The 15267-nt window shown below is 50.9% G+C and carries 15 protein-coding genes and 1 pseudogene; 6 read left to right on the top strand and 10 right to left on the bottom strand.

Annotated elements, in window-relative coordinates:
- Positions 1 to 231: 231 nt before the first annotated feature.
- From WH277_RS19635 to WH277_RS19620, 4 genes are all read left to right on the top strand, one after another.
- Positions 232 to 1854, top strand: a complete 1623-nt coding sequence (locus WH277_RS19635) for a hypothetical protein (protein ID WP_171149799.1) — start codon at positions 232 to 234, stop codon at positions 1852 to 1854.
- Positions 1855 to 2140: 286 nt separating this feature from the next.
- A complete protein-coding gene (locus WH277_RS19630) occupies positions 2141 to 2911 on the top strand; it encodes a VOC family protein (protein WP_133841687.1) in 771 nt (256 codons plus the stop codon).
- A gap of 125 nt (positions 2912 to 3036) precedes the next feature.
- A complete protein-coding gene (locus tag WH277_RS19625; RefSeq protein WP_171149800.1) occupies positions 3037 to 3633 on the top strand; it encodes a hypothetical protein in 597 nt (198 codons plus the stop codon).
- Between the two features lie 146 nt (positions 3634 to 3779).
- Positions 3780 to 4025, top strand: coding sequence for a YmjA family protein (locus tag WH277_RS19620; RefSeq protein WP_133841689.1), 246 nt, complete (start codon positions 3780 to 3782; stop codon positions 4023 to 4025).
- Between the two features lie 72 nt (positions 4026 to 4097).
- On the opposite strand, the pseudogene WH277_RS19615 reads toward WH277_RS19620, so the two are convergent.
- A pseudogene (locus tag WH277_RS19615) lies at positions 4098 to 4205 on the bottom strand (SDR family oxidoreductase); the annotation flags it as partial.
- 148 nt (positions 4206 to 4353) lie between these two features.
- Between WH277_RS19615 and WH277_RS19610 the strand changes: the two are divergent.
- Positions 4354 to 5244, top strand: a complete 891-nt coding sequence (locus WH277_RS19610) for a LysR family transcriptional regulator (RefSeq protein ID WP_339506533.1) — start codon at positions 4354 to 4356, stop codon at positions 5242 to 5244.
- Between the two features lie 37 nt (positions 5245 to 5281).
- Here WH277_RS19610 and WH277_RS19605 read toward each other — a convergent pair whose 3' ends face one another.
- From WH277_RS19605 to WH277_RS19565, 9 genes are all read right to left on the bottom strand, one after another.
- Positions 5282 to 6271, bottom strand: coding sequence for an aldo/keto reductase (locus WH277_RS19605; protein ID WP_133841691.1), 990 nt, complete (start codon positions 6269 to 6271; stop codon positions 5282 to 5284).
- Positions 6272 to 6297: 26 nt separating this feature from the next.
- Positions 6298 to 7149 carry an aldo/keto reductase gene (locus WH277_RS19600; protein WP_133841692.1) on the bottom strand — a complete coding sequence of 284 codons (852 nt, stop codon included), beginning with the start codon at positions 7147 to 7149 and terminating at the stop codon, positions 6298 to 6300.
- 238 nt (positions 7150 to 7387) lie between these two features.
- Positions 7388 to 8452: an alpha/beta hydrolase gene (locus WH277_RS19595; protein ID WP_171149803.1), complete on the bottom strand. Its 1065-nt coding sequence runs from the start codon at positions 8450 to 8452 to the stop codon at positions 7388 to 7390.
- Between the two features lie 108 nt (positions 8453 to 8560).
- Entirely contained in the window at positions 8561 to 9145 is a 585-nt protein-coding gene (locus WH277_RS19590) for a flavodoxin (RefSeq protein WP_133841694.1), read from the bottom strand.
- 9 nt (positions 9146 to 9154) lie between these two features.
- Positions 9155 to 9916: a carboxymuconolactone decarboxylase family protein gene (locus tag WH277_RS19585; protein WP_171149804.1), complete on the bottom strand. Its 762-nt coding sequence runs from the start codon at positions 9914 to 9916 to the stop codon at positions 9155 to 9157.
- Positions 9894 to 10373 (bottom strand): (R)-mandelonitrile lyase, encoded by a 480-nt coding sequence (locus tag WH277_RS19580; RefSeq protein ID WP_339506528.1) that lies wholly within the window; start codon positions 10371 to 10373, stop codon positions 9894 to 9896. Before WH277_RS19580 ends, WH277_RS19585 begins: the two co-directional genes overlap by 23 nt.
- A 64-nt stretch (positions 10374 to 10437) precedes the next feature.
- Positions 10438 to 11895 carry a heavy metal sensor histidine kinase gene (locus tag WH277_RS19575; protein WP_171149805.1) on the bottom strand — a complete coding sequence of 486 codons (1458 nt, stop codon included), beginning with the start codon at positions 11893 to 11895 and terminating at the stop codon, positions 10438 to 10440.
- Positions 11896 to 11908: 13 nt separating this feature from the next.
- Positions 11909 to 12589, bottom strand: a complete 681-nt coding sequence (locus tag WH277_RS19570; RefSeq protein WP_133841698.1) for a heavy metal response regulator transcription factor — start codon at positions 12587 to 12589, stop codon at positions 11909 to 11911.
- Positions 12590 to 12604: 15 nt separating this feature from the next.
- Positions 12605 to 13771, bottom strand: coding sequence for an aldo/keto reductase (locus tag WH277_RS19565; protein ID WP_171149806.1), 1167 nt, complete (start codon positions 13769 to 13771; stop codon positions 12605 to 12607).
- Between the two features lie 248 nt (positions 13772 to 14019).
- Between WH277_RS19565 and WH277_RS19560 the strand changes: the two genes are divergently transcribed.
- Positions 14020 to 15069: an alpha/beta hydrolase gene (locus WH277_RS19560; protein WP_212812927.1), complete on the top strand. Its 1050-nt coding sequence runs from the start codon at positions 14020 to 14022 to the stop codon at positions 15067 to 15069.
- Positions 15070 to 15267 lie beyond the last annotated feature (198 nt).

Genomic DNA, 15267 nt, shown 5'->3' with positions numbered 1-15267 from the left:
TTAGTAAAAACTAACTTAAATAAAAAATAAAATGACTTTTTTATATGAGTTTGAGTTGTTTTTTATGTGAGTATTTTGTTTTAATGATTTTTAAAGTGATTTCTTGATGGGTTTGATGCAAAAGGGGCGTATAGGCTGCTCGTAATAGGCTACATGTCCAAAATGTCCGAAGGGAAAACCTTAACAAGTATTGTCAAATTATGTGATTAAGATCACAACTATGGAGTCGTTATGCCACTTTCCGAGTACCAAAAGCAGCGATTCCGGACTGTTCTGTCCGGCACAGAATCCCCTTTCCCTAACATATACGACGCAGTCAGCGAGCAACTGCTGCTGCTTATTTTTAAAGCACGACAGCTTAATCAGGTTCCTGAGTACAGTGACTGGTTCGCGGAGCAGCACGAGGTACTCGTTAGACTACGTACGCAGCACAATAAAATTAAAGAAATTTACTCACGGGATACTTATGCTGTTGGGTTTGAAGAGAAGCCGCAGAATAGCCTCAATAGTGCGCTTTTTTTTATGTACTCGCTGTATGAAGGATTTGATCAGGGTAATGTTAGCCTGAAGACTTGGGGAGAAATGAACCGCCAACCAGCAGGTTGGGATGGTCGTTTCCAACAGCAAAAAAAGCGCGAGGATGATTTTATTCGGGGCGATCTCTTCACCATTTTAACGGAGAGCAAAACACGCTGCATACCACTTCCTACGCAGGCGCGCGGAGGATATTGCCATCAGGATCTCTCCATCGCCCATTCGTGCAGCGACCTCCTGCTTGAACGGTTAGATGATTATCATAAAATCGATTCATTACAGATCATTGCTGAAACTGTATGCGATCTTATCAATGATTTTCGTCATAAACACATCGCGCTCCCTGCCTGGCTTCTTCAATTTGATGAAGCGTGCCAGGGCTCAATTTTCGGTAAAATGCGCAGCAGTCATCAATTCGGGAAAATTGTTGAGTTGCTTGAAGGAGATGGCCGGCAACAGTTTATTGAGGGAATTATCACCCAGGGCACAGAACATGATGCCCAGCGTATTTTCAATCGATACATCGGGATTTATGCGACTGATATCTATCAATGGATTGGCGATATCCAGTGTTATTTAAAAGCGCAGCAATCCACCCCCTATCGCTGGAAATTCACAACGGTTAAGCAGACGACAAACCAGGCAAAGGAAGAGGCTCAGAGCAAGGGAACGACTGCGTGGGATAGCGACTATTGTCAGGTTTCAATCAGCCGGGATAACCTGCTGGCACTTATTCAGACGAATACGCTATATGACGCCACCGCTACGCTAGCGGACCGTTTAGTGTATATCTACCAGGAAGCCGCTGCACAAGGGGCTAAAGATAAAGATATCCCGCCGGAAATTACCGAGAGAGAATGCGAAGTACACGATTCAAACAGTTGGAAATTTCCAGGATCAACCTGGCGCTCCTCTGAGGAGAAGGTGGGCATCGTTAAATCATTTGAAAACTGGTATGAAAACAACAAAGTACTGTTGATTAGCGCCAAAGATAAACGCATCGAGAAAATCAGCGTTGCGGTGCGACTGGCGGGATTGAAGTGCTACGACCTGAAAATGGGGATCCCTGATGGCAACAGAATGCGCATCAAAGATGGTGTCTACAGTAAGATGAAAAATGACAGTAGCCTGCGCTTACCTGTTCCTATCAGTGATATTTCACTTCAGCGATATCATTCAAAAGTAAAAGCCATTATCACATCCGAAATTGATTTGGTACTGCAGGACCAGCGAAATAAAAATGCGCAATTTCCTTACAGTGGATCACTGCATATGATTAAACCACTTTGGGGGAAGTGCGTATACGCTGAAGATCAATAGTGACGGGTGTATGATGCCATATTGTTGATGCGTCGCTATGAAATAATTTCTCTTTAGCAACGAAAAGCAACTTAAGTAACAATAATCAGTTATTGGTTTTATCCTTCATGAGGGAAGCGATTTTTACGACTTTGGATAGATTATTTTATTGTTTGTTTTTGCCCTCGTCGCGGCAATATAGTTGCCACCAGAACCCTGTATAGCGGTGCGATACAGGTAAAAGAGGCATTATTCGGCCAAAAGATAATGATGCCATCCATCTTTACCAACAGATTCAGGAGGCAGGATGGCAACACTAAAGTGGGATCATGCGGTTCAGTTTGTCAATCATCCCGAAGAGGCGATTCAGATTTTCGCCGCACAGCAGCTGAACGCCATACCGGGCGGGCGCCATCCGGGGTGGGGCACCCGGAATGCGCTGAGTTACTTCGGCCTGACCTATATCGAGTTTCTCGCGATTGCTGACCAGGCAGAGCTGGAGACTGCCGCACAGAGGTTCCTGCTGTCGCGCGATGCGGCGCAGTTACTGCCGGAAAACCAGGCACTGTATCGGGTGGCCCTGCGCAGCGACGATATTGTGCAGACGCACGAGGACCTGCACCGCAAAGGCTTACAGGTGTCGGCGATTGCGGACGGCCAGCGCAACGATCCGCAGGGCAACGTGATCAGCTGGCGTATTTTTACCATTGATGGCGACGTTAACGGTTTGCCTTATCCCTTTGTTCTGCAATGGGGGGAAGATGATGATGCCCGCCTGGCGCGGTTACGGGCACAGGGGCTGGACAGCCCGCATCCTGCCGGAGAGGTGGCGCTGACGCGTGCGGTGTTTGACGTGCAGGACCCGCAGGCGGTGCGCGCTCACTGGCAGGCGCTGTTTGGCTTTGCCCCATTAGCGGATGCCACGCAGGAAGGGCTGGATCTGGGTGACCAGCAGTTTATTTTCCGCCCCGGTGCGGACAACCGACTGGTGGAACTGGTGTTGACGGCCGGGGAGCCTGCGTTACACGGCAAGCGCTGGTCGGTGGGGCATGGCGAGTATGTTTTCGCGCAGGGATAACCGGCGATAACACAGGATCATGTTATCGGCGCCGGGCAGAGAGGAGAGGGCAGAACGGCAGATCTGCCCTGTCAAATTTCACATCGTGCTAGAATTATCGCTCAAGGGGTATATTTGGATAAAGTATGACGAATATCGACACAGTCAGGGGTGTAGTGGGCAAAAGAGGGTACAAGGATAACCCTGTGTATCGTGAGGCCATGATACAGATGCGTTTTGAGACCTTCACGGATGACGATGTGGCTTTTTTTGAGGCGCACTACCTCACATCAAAAGATGTTTTCAGCCGTAATCAGATATTGTATGCATTGGTCTTAACTTGTCCGGACAGGGACCTGAAAGATTTTTTCCTGGCGGCATTCAAAAAAGAACGTCATGTCGATATGCGATTAGTCGCCCTGCGCGGTTATACGCACTATGCCTCTGAAGAAGAGGTGATTCCGCTGATGACTAAACTTTCCGATATCATCAAAAAGCTCCCCGCGCATACACGCTATCCTTACCAGGAATATGAGATGTTACGATCTCAATTTGGGCTGCCTTATTTAGTGGCGCACTATGGCTATGCCTGTTTTATACAGGCATCAGAACAGCTCAATGCGCAATATGATGCGATGCCGGATGAGTGCAAAGGCTTTTTTACGCTGGATGCTCAGGGGCTGCATATTCAGTTACTGCCTCCCGCTGAGGCAAAAGAACGGCTGGGGAAACTGTTCGGTTAAACAGGGTACAGCCTGCCAAATTACAGGTATAATCCCCCGCATTATCCACTGGTTGACAAGCGGGATATATCAGGCCGATATCAGATGCTAAGCCTGATTAACCTGCACCCGCTGAAAAAACTGGCACTACCTTCAGGAAACGACTGATGAGCAATGACATCCCCCTTAAGTATTATGACTTCGTAGATGAGTATGCGACGGAAGCCGCACAGCCGGTAACCGAATCAGAGCGCAGCCCTCTGGCGCGTTATTTCGAGTTGCTGATGACGCATTTAACCAATAACGAAGAAATCAGCGAAGAACAGCAGAAAGAGATGGCCACTGAAGCTGGTATCCACGCGTTGCGTATTGATGATATCGCGACGTTTCTGAATCAATGGGGCAATGAGTAACACCCTCTGATAGGTTTTTGATGCCCGGGCACGTTTTCTACCGGGTATCCTGTCCCTCAAAAAACACGAAAATTTGCGCTTATTTCTGATCGGCACTACGGGGTGATGGCCCATTTCAATAGCGGTATTCACGACATGAAGACCAATACTTCCTGTCGCCCCTGCAACGACTATTTTCATGATAATCCTTCTGATAATTCAGCCTTATTTTCGATAGAGTCAGGATATCCATTATCATTATTGTCAGTAATGGGGCTAAAATGGTTATGTCTATGAACACCCTTCATGAGTATGTGATGAAGGGAATGCCTCCATAAGGAAATCGCCGATGCTTAAAGAAAACTTCAACGAACTGCAACTCTTTCTTGTAGTGGCAAGGGAGCGAAGTTTTACCAAAGCAGCGGGAAAACTGGGAGTTTCTCAGTCTGCACTCAGCCACGCGATCAAGGCACTAGAGAACAGGCTGAATATCCGCCTTTTGACCCGTACGACCCGAAGCGTAGCCCCTACAGAGGCCGGTGAGAGAATTATTGCCTGCCTTGAACCGCGTATTGCCGATCTTGAGCAGGAACTTGAATCGCTTGTTCAGCTGAACGGCACTGCCTCCGGCAATATCCGTTTATCTGCCGGGGAGCATGCCGCGCGAAGTCTGGTATGGCCGAAGTTAAAACCCTTCCTCAGGGAATATTCGGAAATTAATCTCGAACTGGTGGTTGATAACGGTTTTGTCGATATTGTTGAGGGGCGTTTTGATGCCGGGATCCGACTGGGCGAAAGCGTAGATAAGGACATGATTGCTGTAAGAATTGGGCCGGACATGAGAATGGCCGTAGTAGGAGCACCGTCTTATTTCGCTGCAAATCCTGCACCTGAAACGCCGCACGAGCTACAAAATCACCGGTGCATTAATATGCGCCTGCCAACAGCCGGTGGACTTTACCACTGGGAGTTTGAGAAGGATGGGAAACCGTTACGGGTCAGAGTGGAAGGGCAGGTAACGTTTAATCTGCAGGCGGAAAGGATTGATGCGGCATTATCTGGTTTTGGCATCGCCTGTATACCTGAAGACAGGGTTAAGGATTATATAAAGTCAGGAGAGCTTATTCAGGTTCTGCAGGACTGGTGCTCGTCTTTCCCCGGATATTACCTCTACTACCCAAGCCGTAAGCAGCATCCGCCCGCTTTTGCGCTGATGATCGATGCCCTTCGCTACCAGTAATAACGGGTCCGCCATTCGCTGCGGACCCGTCCGGGTATTAACGGCCCACGCGAGCCTGGTGCTCAGGAGAGTAACGTTCGCCGACGACTTTAATCGTTTCAAGCGCCTGGGTTATCTGGCGTGAGTCATCCTGCGAGAGAATGATGTCGGCAGCCCCCAGGTTTTCTTCCAGCCGGTGTAGTTTCGTGGTACCAGGGATAGGAACAATCCACGGCTTTTGTGCCAGTAACCATGCCAGCGCGATTTGTGCAGACGTCACACCTTTCTCTGCCGCCAGTTCACCCAGCAATGAGACCAGCTTTTCATTGGCTTCAATCGCCTGCCCGGCGAAACGCGGCACTGTGCTACGGTAATCATCCTTGCCAAAAGTGGTTCCTGGCTTAATCGATCCCGTCAGGAAGCCTTTGCCTAATGGGCTGAAGGGAACGAAACCAATGCCCAGCTCTTCCAGCAACGGCAGGATCTCCTGCTCAGGCTCGCGCCACCACATGGAGTATTCGCTTTGCAGGGCTGTGACAGGTTGTACGGCATGCGCACGACGAATGGTTTGTGCACCTGCTTCGGACAGACCGAAATGTTTAACTTTTCCTTCAGCTATCAGGTCTTTTACAGTACCTGCAACATCTTCAATCGGGACATCCGGGTCGACACGATGTTGATACAGTAGATCAATAGCGTCTGTTTTAAGACGGCGTAATGATCCTTCCACAGCTTCACGGATATGCTCTGGACGGCTGTTTAAAATCTGCTGCTTATTGTCCGTACCAAAGGTAAAACCAAATTTGGTGGCGATAACCACACGGTCACGAAACGGTTTTAAGGCAACGCCTACAACCTCTTCATTAAGGAAGGGGCCATACAATTCAGCTGTATCGAAAAAAGTAACTCCACGTTCAACTGCTGTACGAATAAGTTCTATAGCCTGACGGGTATCGGTCGCCGGGCCGTAGCCGTGGCTTAAGCCCATGCAACCGAGCCCAAGCGCGGAGACTTCGAGTCCAGATTGACCCAGATAACGTTTTTGCATTGAATAAATACCTCTTTTATCGCGACTTAAACATCAAGTTTGCGGCCAGTCAGCCATTCCACCATCGCTGGGTCGCGGTGAGAGAAGAAGGCGCTGGTTGCGGTGTCGAGCGCGGTAATTTGCAGCATATCTTCAGAGCTGAGTTCAAAATCGAGAATGTTGATGTTCTCTTCCATGCGTTCTTTGCGCACCGATTTCGCCAGCGAAACGATGCCTCGCTGCAAGATCCACCGCAGTACCACCTGGCCCACACTTTTGCCGTACTTCTGACCAATTGCCGTTAATACGGGATGCTGGAACAAACCATTTCTACCCTCAGCAAACGGTGCCCAGGCTTCCGGCTGAATGCCACGGCTCTGATTCCATGGAACGGCATGCAGTTGCTGGTTAAAGGGGTTAACTTCAATCTGGTTTACCGCAGGGGCAACGTTGTTGAAGGCGATAAGGTCGGCCAGTCTGTCAGGATGGAAGTTACTCACACCAATGGCGCGAATTTTGCCTGCCTGTTGCAGTTCTTCCATGGCACGCCAGGCCCCATGGACATCACCGTAAGGCTGGTGAATCAGGTACAAGTCAACGTAATCAAGTTGCAGTCGATTCAGAGAGCGCTCGAACTGTGCTTTCGCGCCTTCATAATTTGTATCCTGTAACCACAGCTTGGTGGTTACAAACAGTTCGTCACGGACGATACCGCTTTTTTTCAGTGCGTTCCCGACCTGGGTTTCATTCTGATAAGACGCAGCGGTATCGATCAGGCGGTATCCTGTATCGATAGCATCAATAACGGCTCTTTCGCATTCTGTGGCATCCGTCATCTGGAAGACACCAAAGCCCAGCAGGGGCATTTCAATACCGTTGTTCAGTTTTACAGTTTGCATGGCGTTATCCTTCAGCTTTTGTGTAGGAAAAGCATAACGCAAAGGGATTTATTTGATTAGACGGGGGAATGAGCTAGGGTTTATTAGATGTGTTCATTAATTTAGAGGGGGGGCGGCTTTGTGCGCGAAGCAGACCGTCACATTTAACGCTTTTCCGCCATGATTTAGCCACTTTATTTTTTATAAAGATGATGTTTGTATTGAGCCTTCAATAATGAAGGCTCGCTATTATCTCTTCCTACTGTAGTTTTTTTTCTTTAAGGAATTGACTCACCAAATCAGCAATCTGCACATTATTTAAATCAGAGAACGGGAAGTGGGTATTCCCTTTGATTCCCACTTCAGGCAGATGCGTGACAGTGACATCCCCGCCATGCTTGTTCACCACGTCACGCCACTCACGAGCCATCGCCAGACGTACGCGCCAGCTGTCCTGTGCGGGCATGGCGACAGGCTTATCCGGTATGTTATCGCCGTAAATAATCAGAATCGGGATTTTAGTCAGTGCCATAAACTGCTCCATCGGAACAGGCTCACCCTTAAGCGTGTCAAACGCGCTTGGCATAGGGGCAGGGAGTTCTTTCTCCGGGAAGACAAAGCTGCTGCCTGGCTCAAAGGCGACAATGGCTTTGACCTTGTCGTTTTTCATCGCCGTATACCAGCCTGGCCCGCCACCCTGAGAGTGGGTGAAGAGGATAGCCGGGCCGGATTTGTCCACCACGGCCGACATCGCATCAGAGATAACATTGATATCAAACGGCCCGGTATTCGGGGTCATCTGACGGAAATACTGATTCAGCGCTTCTTTATCGTGAGAGAACTGAACGCCCTTAAAATACTCTGGCCACACGCCAACGCGGAACTGGTTGAACCACATCTGCTCATCCGGTTTAGGCGTAACAGTCCCCTCTACAGTCGTGCGACCGGCGCTGCCCCGGCGTGGCTGATCGACAAGATAGGTTGAGAATCCACGACGCAGGAATATGTTCTGGAACCCTTCGCGACCATCCGGGGTGCTTTCCCAGGTTCGGGAGAACTGACCTGCGCCGTGCAGCATGACGATAGGGTATTTATGCGGATTCTCCGGGATTTGGTAGAACACAGACGCATGATCGCCATGCCAGGTTTGGCCAGCAGAATCCAGCGGCTTTTTCGCATCAAATGTTCCTGGGGCGGTGATGAGGGTGCCGCCAGCAGAAAAGCTTCCTTGTTCCTGAATGACCAGCGGCTCGGCATATACCGACTGAGCCATCAGACCTCCCGCCATGACGCAGCTGGCCAGCGTTTTTAAGATTGTCTTCAAGATTACATCCTCTGTTATGTTCGCCGTTCAATCATATCTGAGTTGTCAGCGTTAATTATTTAGCACCCCTGATTGCCCTTAACTTGGCAGGTTCATGAATGCGGACGATTAACTGCGTATAGTCTCTAACCAACGGGTGACCGCTTCAGTAGTTCTTCGTTCCTGGTCGCATTCAATGACCAGCGGTTTTTCCCGACGCGCAGTTGGGGCGAGACTGGCAAGAATGTCGTCGCTGTCTCCTTTACCGTAGCCACCGTGAGTAATAAAGGGGATCAGTAATTTGCCCGCAAGGTTGTGGCTGCTGAGAAATGCTTGCACTACAGGGGGCACGCTGGTCCCCCAGATGGGAAAGCCTAAATACACGGTCTCATAGCGTGAGATATCTGCGACGCTATTTTTCAATGCGGGTTTGACTCCCCGCTCACGCTCATTTTTTGCCTGTTCAACGGTCTGGAAATAGTCTTCCGGATAAGGCGTTGCCGGTTCGATTTCAAACAGATCGGTATTCAGGCTGCGGTGAATGACGCCCGCAATCACCCGTGTATTTCCGCTGCGGGAGAAGTACGCCACCAGAATTCGGCCTTTACCCTGCACGTTTGCGGTTCCGGTCGCAGCTGATGCCAGGGAGATGTTCGCCAGCGTGAGCCCGGCAAGCGCGGTAATTAACATTCTGCGGTTGGGATCATGCTCCATAACCCACTCCTAATTTTTTGCGAGCGCCTGCTGCAGCGCCTTTTCAGCTCGCGTTGCTGCATCATTTTCGCCATGTTCACGCAGAACCTGTGCCAGCTGGCGCAGCTGCGCTGCCGTCAGGCCGACCCGCATGCTGGCTCGTGTATGCGATAACAGCTGGGCTTCAACGCCTGGTGTGGCCGCTAATGCGCCAACCGTTGCCAGTTCGCGGCTTTGCCAGTCGAGGTTATCGCGGGCGAAAATGTCGCCGAAAAGATGCGTTTGCAGGAACTGGTTAATCACCGGGGCAAAATCAAACAGCGGACCCTGGACGGGAGCGCCTGAGATTTTTGTCTGGTTTGCGGTACCGACGCGGCGAAGCTCATCCCCGACAGGGAGCGGGGCAACCGGCTTTTTACCCTCAATGTCTTTGATACCACGTTGTTTACGTGCTTCGACGACCTTCATCAGTTCGCTAAGTGCATTCAGGCTACGGGGAAAGCCTGTGTAGGCATAAAGCTGGACGAGAATCTCTTTGGTTTCGTTTATCGTGAGTCCTGCGTCAAGACCCTGATTCAGAACTGCATTCAGCTTATCCATCTGACTGCTGGCCATCGATGCCGCAATCAACGGGATGGCCTGTTGACTGGCTGACAGCGTATCTGAAACCTTTTGTTTGTGGTTCATTTCTGAGGCTCCTTTATTGACGGGCGCAGCATGTGCCGCGAGACCCAAACCAAAGGTCAGCAGTACCGCTGCCGCTAATGCTTTAATGGGCGTGGTATTGTTCATCTGTCACTTTCTCCATCCATTTAACGCTTTTGCCATCTACAATCCCGGTTATCGCCAGGTGCGTCATCGCGCTGCCAGGCGCCGCTCCGTGCCAGTGTTTGACCCCCGCCGGGCAAGAAACAACGTCGCCAGCGCGGATGACCTGCACTGGCTGGCCTTCCTGTTGGGAGAGCCCAACACCCGAGGTCACAATCAGCCGTTGGCCTGCGGGATGTGTATGCCAGGCTGAACGGGCACCAGGCTCAAGGGTGACATAAGCCCCGGAAACACTGATATCATTGTCGGGTTTGAAGAGAGGATCAACCCGGACGCGACCGGTAAAATTCTCGGCTGGCCCGTACACCGCGTTCTGACTTCCTGCGGGGGCGATATGGGTAGCGGGATTGTGTTCCGCTGCCCAGGATGAAAACGTAAAGAGGGGCAGTAACAGCCCGAGGTAACGTAAATGTCCGATCATGCAAAGCGTCCTTATCAATGAAGAGGGGATTGCCTGCGATCATTTTATCGAGGGGGTGATGACGTCAGGCTGACGCCCCCCTGACAATTCTGTCAGTTAACCCTGGTCCCGGCTCAGTGCCGGATTGAGCATTGCCCGCCGCTTTATCCGTTTGCATAGCAAAGGTGAGGCCAAATGTATTGATGCCACCTTCACTACGCGCAAAGACATCTCCCCGGTGCATAATGGCGACGGCACGGACTATCGATAATCCCAGCCCATGATGGGTATCACTCCTGGCTCGTGAGGTGTCAACGCGATAGAACCGCTCGAAAAGCCGGTGTAAGTGCTCTGGTGCTATCGGATCGCCAGGGTTAGAAACTTCAACACAGGCTTGATGACCTTTTTCGCTTAAGCGCACCGTAACCGTGCTGTTGGAGGGGGAGTGTCTTGCGCTATTTTCCAGTAAATTAGCCAGTGAGCGGTGGAACAGTCGCCGGTCGATGTGCACGGTGACGTCACCTTGAACATCCAGAGAGAGGTGTTTTTCAGCAAAAGAGGGTTCAACATACTCCGCTGTTTTCAGGGATTCTTCCCGCAGGGACACCCGGGTAAGCTGGGATGCATGCTCACCCGCGTGAGCATGAGACAGGAACAGCATGTCGTTAACTATGGATGTCATGCGTTCAAGTTCTTCCAGATTAGAACCCAATAACTCTTCCCGTTCATCCTGCGAGCGTCGGCGTGATAGCCCTAACTGCGTCTGGCCAATCAGGTTAGTCAGCGGTGTACGGAGTTCATGCGCAACATCGGCGTTAAAGCTTTCGAGCTGACGCCAGGCGATTTCCTGACGCTCTAACACACCGTTAAATGATGACGCTAGTTGCTGCAGTTCTTCGGGTAAATCGCGGGTGTTCAGACGCTGTCCATGGTCACTGGGAGCGAGTTGCTGGGCCTGTTTACTGAGAGCCCTAACTGGACGCAGACCAATTCTTGAAACCATATAGCCCAGCAGAGCCACAATAAGCACACCCAGCCCGGTAATAATCAGCAGGGTGTGCGTGAATGCATCAAGTGTGCCCATGTACGGCGTGGAGTCGATGGCAACCACATAGCGCAGCTCAGGCCTTTCGCCGTTTGCGGGGAGCGATTTCACTAACAGAAAGAGCGAGCATGCACCTTCCGATGCGCCGGGCACTTTATTAAAGCCTTCCCGCAAAGCAGACCATTGAACACCCACTGGCGGCGTTCCCCCCATGCTAAAGCGTGGGTTATCGCTCACTATCCAGTAGCGGACGCGCTCACCTTCGGAATTAGTTAACACAGTGAATTTATTGGCCAGCGTCGACCAGCCGTCAGCCGAGGTTCGTGCGGTGATCCACGGACTCATTAATGATTCCCGGAACAACAGCTCATTGTGCATCTGCTTTTGCAGAGAATCATGCAAAGAGCTTCGCAGAAGAATACCGATAACGGACACAATCAGCAGCGCGGATAAGGCAAACATCAGCGCCAGGTGAACGGAAATGGAACGCTTAATCATGCTTATCCTCTTTTTATTCTGGCCGGACTTCGAGGACGTATCCCATGCCACGAACGGTATGTAACAGTTTGACGTCAAACGGGGCATCGACTTTGGCTCTCAGACGTTTAATGGCGACTTCAACCACGTTGGCATCGCTGTCAAAATTCATGTCCCATATCTGCTCAGCAATCATCATCTTTGACAGAATTCCACTTTGATGCCGGGCCAGAAGGCTCAACAGGGAAAACTCTTTTGCGGTTAGCTCCAGCCTCGTCCCCCCACGAAATACCCGGCGAGCCAGTAAGTCGAGATGCAGATCGTGAATTTGCAACTGAGTGATATCTGCGCCATCCGTAGAGCGGCGGCGCACCAGTGCTTGAATACGTGCCACCAGTTCAATAAGCGAAAAGGGCTTGGGCAGATAATCATCCGCGCCAAGACGCAGCCCTTGAACGCGCTCGTCGACCGATCCACGAGCCGAGAGCATCAGCACCGGCGTCTGTTTGGCTGCCCGCACACCCTCAAGTACCCGGTAGCCATCCATCCCTGGCAACATCACATCCAGTATTATCGCGTCGTAGTCGAACTCCAGCGCGTAATGAAGACCTTCAGCGCCATCTGCAGAGACATCTACCGTAAACCCGGATTCACCCAGCGCACGGGAGAGATAGGTTGACGTTTTTTCTTCATCTTCGACTAACAACAGGCGCATAGGGGGGACTTCCTCTTAACTTTTCAACGGTGCTTCAACATCGGAATAAACCTGCACGGCATCCGGCAGACGTTGACCCTGGATAGTGATGGCATCCAGTGAGCGGGTGAGCTCGGTCATCTCTGCCGCAGTCAGCGATACGCCGGTAGCCGCTGTGTTTTGCAGCATATGGTCTTTATTGGTGGTGCCAGGGATGGGAACTATCCAGGGTTTACGGGCCAGGAGCCATGCCAGCGCAATCTGACCCGGTGCGGCATTTTTTCTCATTGCCCAGGTTTTCAGCAGCTCTACCAGCTGTAAGTTGTGTGGAAGGTTGTCAGGCGAGAAGCGCGTTTCTGTCGCGCGGAAATCTCCGGGAGCGAACCGGGTATTTTCATCAATCCAGCCCGTTAAAAACTGCACGCCGAGTGGACTCCATGGCACAAAGCCAATGCCCAGCGCTTCACACACCGGAAGCACCTGCTTTTCAGGGCCACGCCAGAGCATGGAGTATTCACTTTGTACGGCGGAAACAGGTAATGCCGCATGGGCGCGTCTCAGCGTGTTGATGCCCATTTCAGACAGACCCCAGTGCAGGACTTTCCCTTGATCCATTAAATCTTTAACCACACCGGCGACATCTTCAATCGGGATCTGCGGATCAACCCGGTGCTGATACAGTAAATCGATACGATCGGTACGCAGGCGTTTGAGCATATTTTCGACGACCTGCCTGATGTGCTCCGGCCTGCTGTTAAGCCCCGGCAGGCGCTTGCCTGTCTGTTGATCAATGTTCCAGCCAAACTTAGTGGCGATGACGATTTTGTCCCTGAACGGGGCGACGCCTTCACCGAGAATTTTTTCGACTTCAAGGGGGCCGTAGGCTTCAGCTGCATCGAAAAATGTCACCCCTTCTTCAAATGCCTGGCGGATAACATTGACCATCTCGGGACGCCAGGGAACAGAGGTGTCGTATTTGCGACTCATGTTCTGCACGCCCAGACCAACGGCAGAGACTTCAAGCTTCCCAAGTTTACGTTTACCCGGTGCAGCAGTGCGCTGGCTGGTTTTTCTGGATGAATCGACCAGAGAGGACTGGCTTGCCGCCGATACGTGGGGAATCAGCGAGGCGGCTGCAATGCCTGCTCCGGCGACTAATAGCTTACGTCGCTCTGGCATTGTTGGGTTGTTTTGGCTTGTCATTGATCGCTCCTTTTCTCAAAAAATTGAATATAAATCTCATAAATCGAGATCATTCTGCCTCCTGATTGCCAACATAAAGCTGACGGTTACCTGACAGCGTTGTCAGAAACGCTTCCCATCTCAGTCCCTTTCCTGACAAAAATGTTATTTCTCTGTCAAGCTGCTGACAGCCTTCTTCCCCTAATCTGAGCCTGCAAATTTGATTCCGCGAGCCTGGATAACCAGGCCGACACTCATCGGGAGAGACCATGAAATTTACGCTTATCAGTGCAATGCTAATCACGGCAATGGCTGGAGTGACCTCAGTCAATGCGGCTGATTACAAAAAAAATCCGTTCACACTCGTCTATGACGGTGCCATTACTGAGAACGTCAAAGGCAAGGTCAATATTCATCCGGTGAAATACGATCTGCATGGCATCCAGATTGCGGCGAATGTTTATACCCCTGCTAACTACGATCCCGCCAAAAAATATCCTGCGGTGGTGGTTGCACATCCTAATGGTGGCGTAAAAGAGCAGGTCGCTGGGTTGTATGCCCAGCGTCTCGCCGAACAGGGCTACATCACGATTACCGCCGATGCGGCTTATCAGGGCGCTAGCGGTGGGATGCCTCGCAGCGTGGATAAACCCGCTAATCGTATTGAGGATATCCACGGCATGGCTGACTACATCAGCCAGTATCCTGGTGTAGATACCGCCCGCCTTGGTCTGCTGGGTATTTGCGGAGGCGGCGGGTATTCACTGGTTGCCGCCGAAACAGACAAACGGTTCAAATCGATTGCAACCATCAGTATGTTTAACTCCGGGCTTGTACGTCGCAATGGTATGCAGGATTCACAGCTGAATACTATCCAGCAGCGTCTTCAGCAGGCTTCTGACGCCCGCGCTCAGGAAGCATCTGGAGGCGAAGTGCTTTACTCCGGTGATGCCAATCTGACTGATGAACAGATCGCTAAGCTACCTTTTGCCTTATACCGGCAGGGCTACGAGTACTACTGGAAAACCCACGCACACCCGAACTCAACGTTTAAATACACCACTAGCAGTCTGTTAGACTTGATGAACTTTGACGTGACGGACCATATCAATCTCATCAATAAACCGCTGCTGATGATTGCCGGTACAAAAGCGGATACGCGCTATATGACTGAAGATGCGTTCGCGAAAGCCACCGGTACGAAGGACAAAGAACTCTTCCTGATCGAGGGTGCCACCCATATCGAGACGTATTGGGTGCCCAAATACGTTGACAAGGCTTTGCAAAAGTTAGACGTCTTCTTCGATAAGAATATTTAGTCATCCCCGGTGATGCCCCGGTCGGGCAGGCTGGGGCACGTCCATGAGCTGTAGCCACTTTCCGCAACATTTCACAGCGCTTACTCCTGTTATAAACCCAGATTATCGAAGTTGTGGTGAAAGATAATTACGCTACTTAAATAGGCGCTATGAATGGAATTCATAGACCTGATCTGGGACAGGGAATGATAATGATAA

This window comes from Erwinia sp. MYb416 (assembly GCF_037479575.1).
In the GTDB taxonomy this organism is placed as follows: Bacteria; Pseudomonadota; Gammaproteobacteria; order Enterobacterales; family Enterobacteriaceae; genus Erwinia; species Erwinia rhapontici.
Note: the sequence above shows the minus strand (reverse complement) of the source record. Positions and strands in the feature narration are given on the sequence as shown.

Bases quoted from the DNA above. Each gene is read 5' to 3' on its own strand.
- WH277_RS19635 (WP_171149799.1), top strand. From the start codon at position 232: ATGCCACTTTCCGAGTACCAAAAGCAGCGATTCCGGACTGTTCTGTCC.
- WH277_RS19630 (WP_133841687.1), top strand. From the start codon at position 2,141: ATGGCAACACTAAAGTGGGATCATGCGGTTCAGTTTGTCAATCATCCC.
- WH277_RS19625 (WP_171149800.1), top strand. From the start codon at position 3,037: ATGACGAATATCGACACAGTCAGGGGTGTAGTGGGCAAAAGAGGGTAC.
- WH277_RS19620 (WP_133841689.1), top strand. From the start codon at position 3,780: ATGAGCAATGACATCCCCCTTAAGTATTATGACTTCGTAGATGAGTAT.
- WH277_RS19610 (WP_339506533.1), top strand. From the start codon at position 4,354: ATGCTTAAAGAAAACTTCAACGAACTGCAACTCTTTCTTGTAGTGGCA.
- WH277_RS19605 (WP_133841691.1), bottom strand. From the start codon at position 6,271: ATGCAAAAACGTTATCTGGGTCAATCTGGACTCGAAGTCTCCGCGCTT.
- WH277_RS19600 (WP_133841692.1), bottom strand. From the start codon at position 7,149: ATGCAAACTGTAAAACTGAACAACGGTATTGAAATGCCCCTGCTGGGC.
- WH277_RS19590 (WP_133841694.1), bottom strand. From the start codon at position 9,145: ATGGAGCATGATCCCAACCGCAGAATGTTAATTACCGCGCTTGCCGGG.
- WH277_RS19585 (WP_171149804.1), bottom strand. From the start codon at position 9,916: ATGAACAATACCACGCCCATTAAAGCATTAGCGGCAGCGGTACTGCTG.
- WH277_RS19580 (WP_339506528.1), bottom strand. From the start codon at position 10,373: ATGATCGGACATTTACGTTACCTCGGGCTGTTACTGCCCCTCTTTACG.
- WH277_RS19575 (WP_171149805.1), bottom strand. From the start codon at position 11,895: ATGATTAAGCGTTCCATTTCCGTTCACCTGGCGCTGATGTTTGCCTTA.
- WH277_RS19570 (WP_133841698.1), bottom strand. From the start codon at position 12,589: ATGCGCCTGTTGTTAGTCGAAGATGAAGAAAAAACGTCAACCTATCTC.
- WH277_RS19565 (WP_171149806.1), bottom strand. From the start codon at position 13,771: ATGACAAGCCAAAACAACCCAACAATGCCAGAGCGACGTAAGCTATTA.
- WH277_RS19560 (WP_212812927.1), top strand. From the start codon at position 14,020: ATGAAATTTACGCTTATCAGTGCAATGCTAATCACGGCAATGGCTGGA.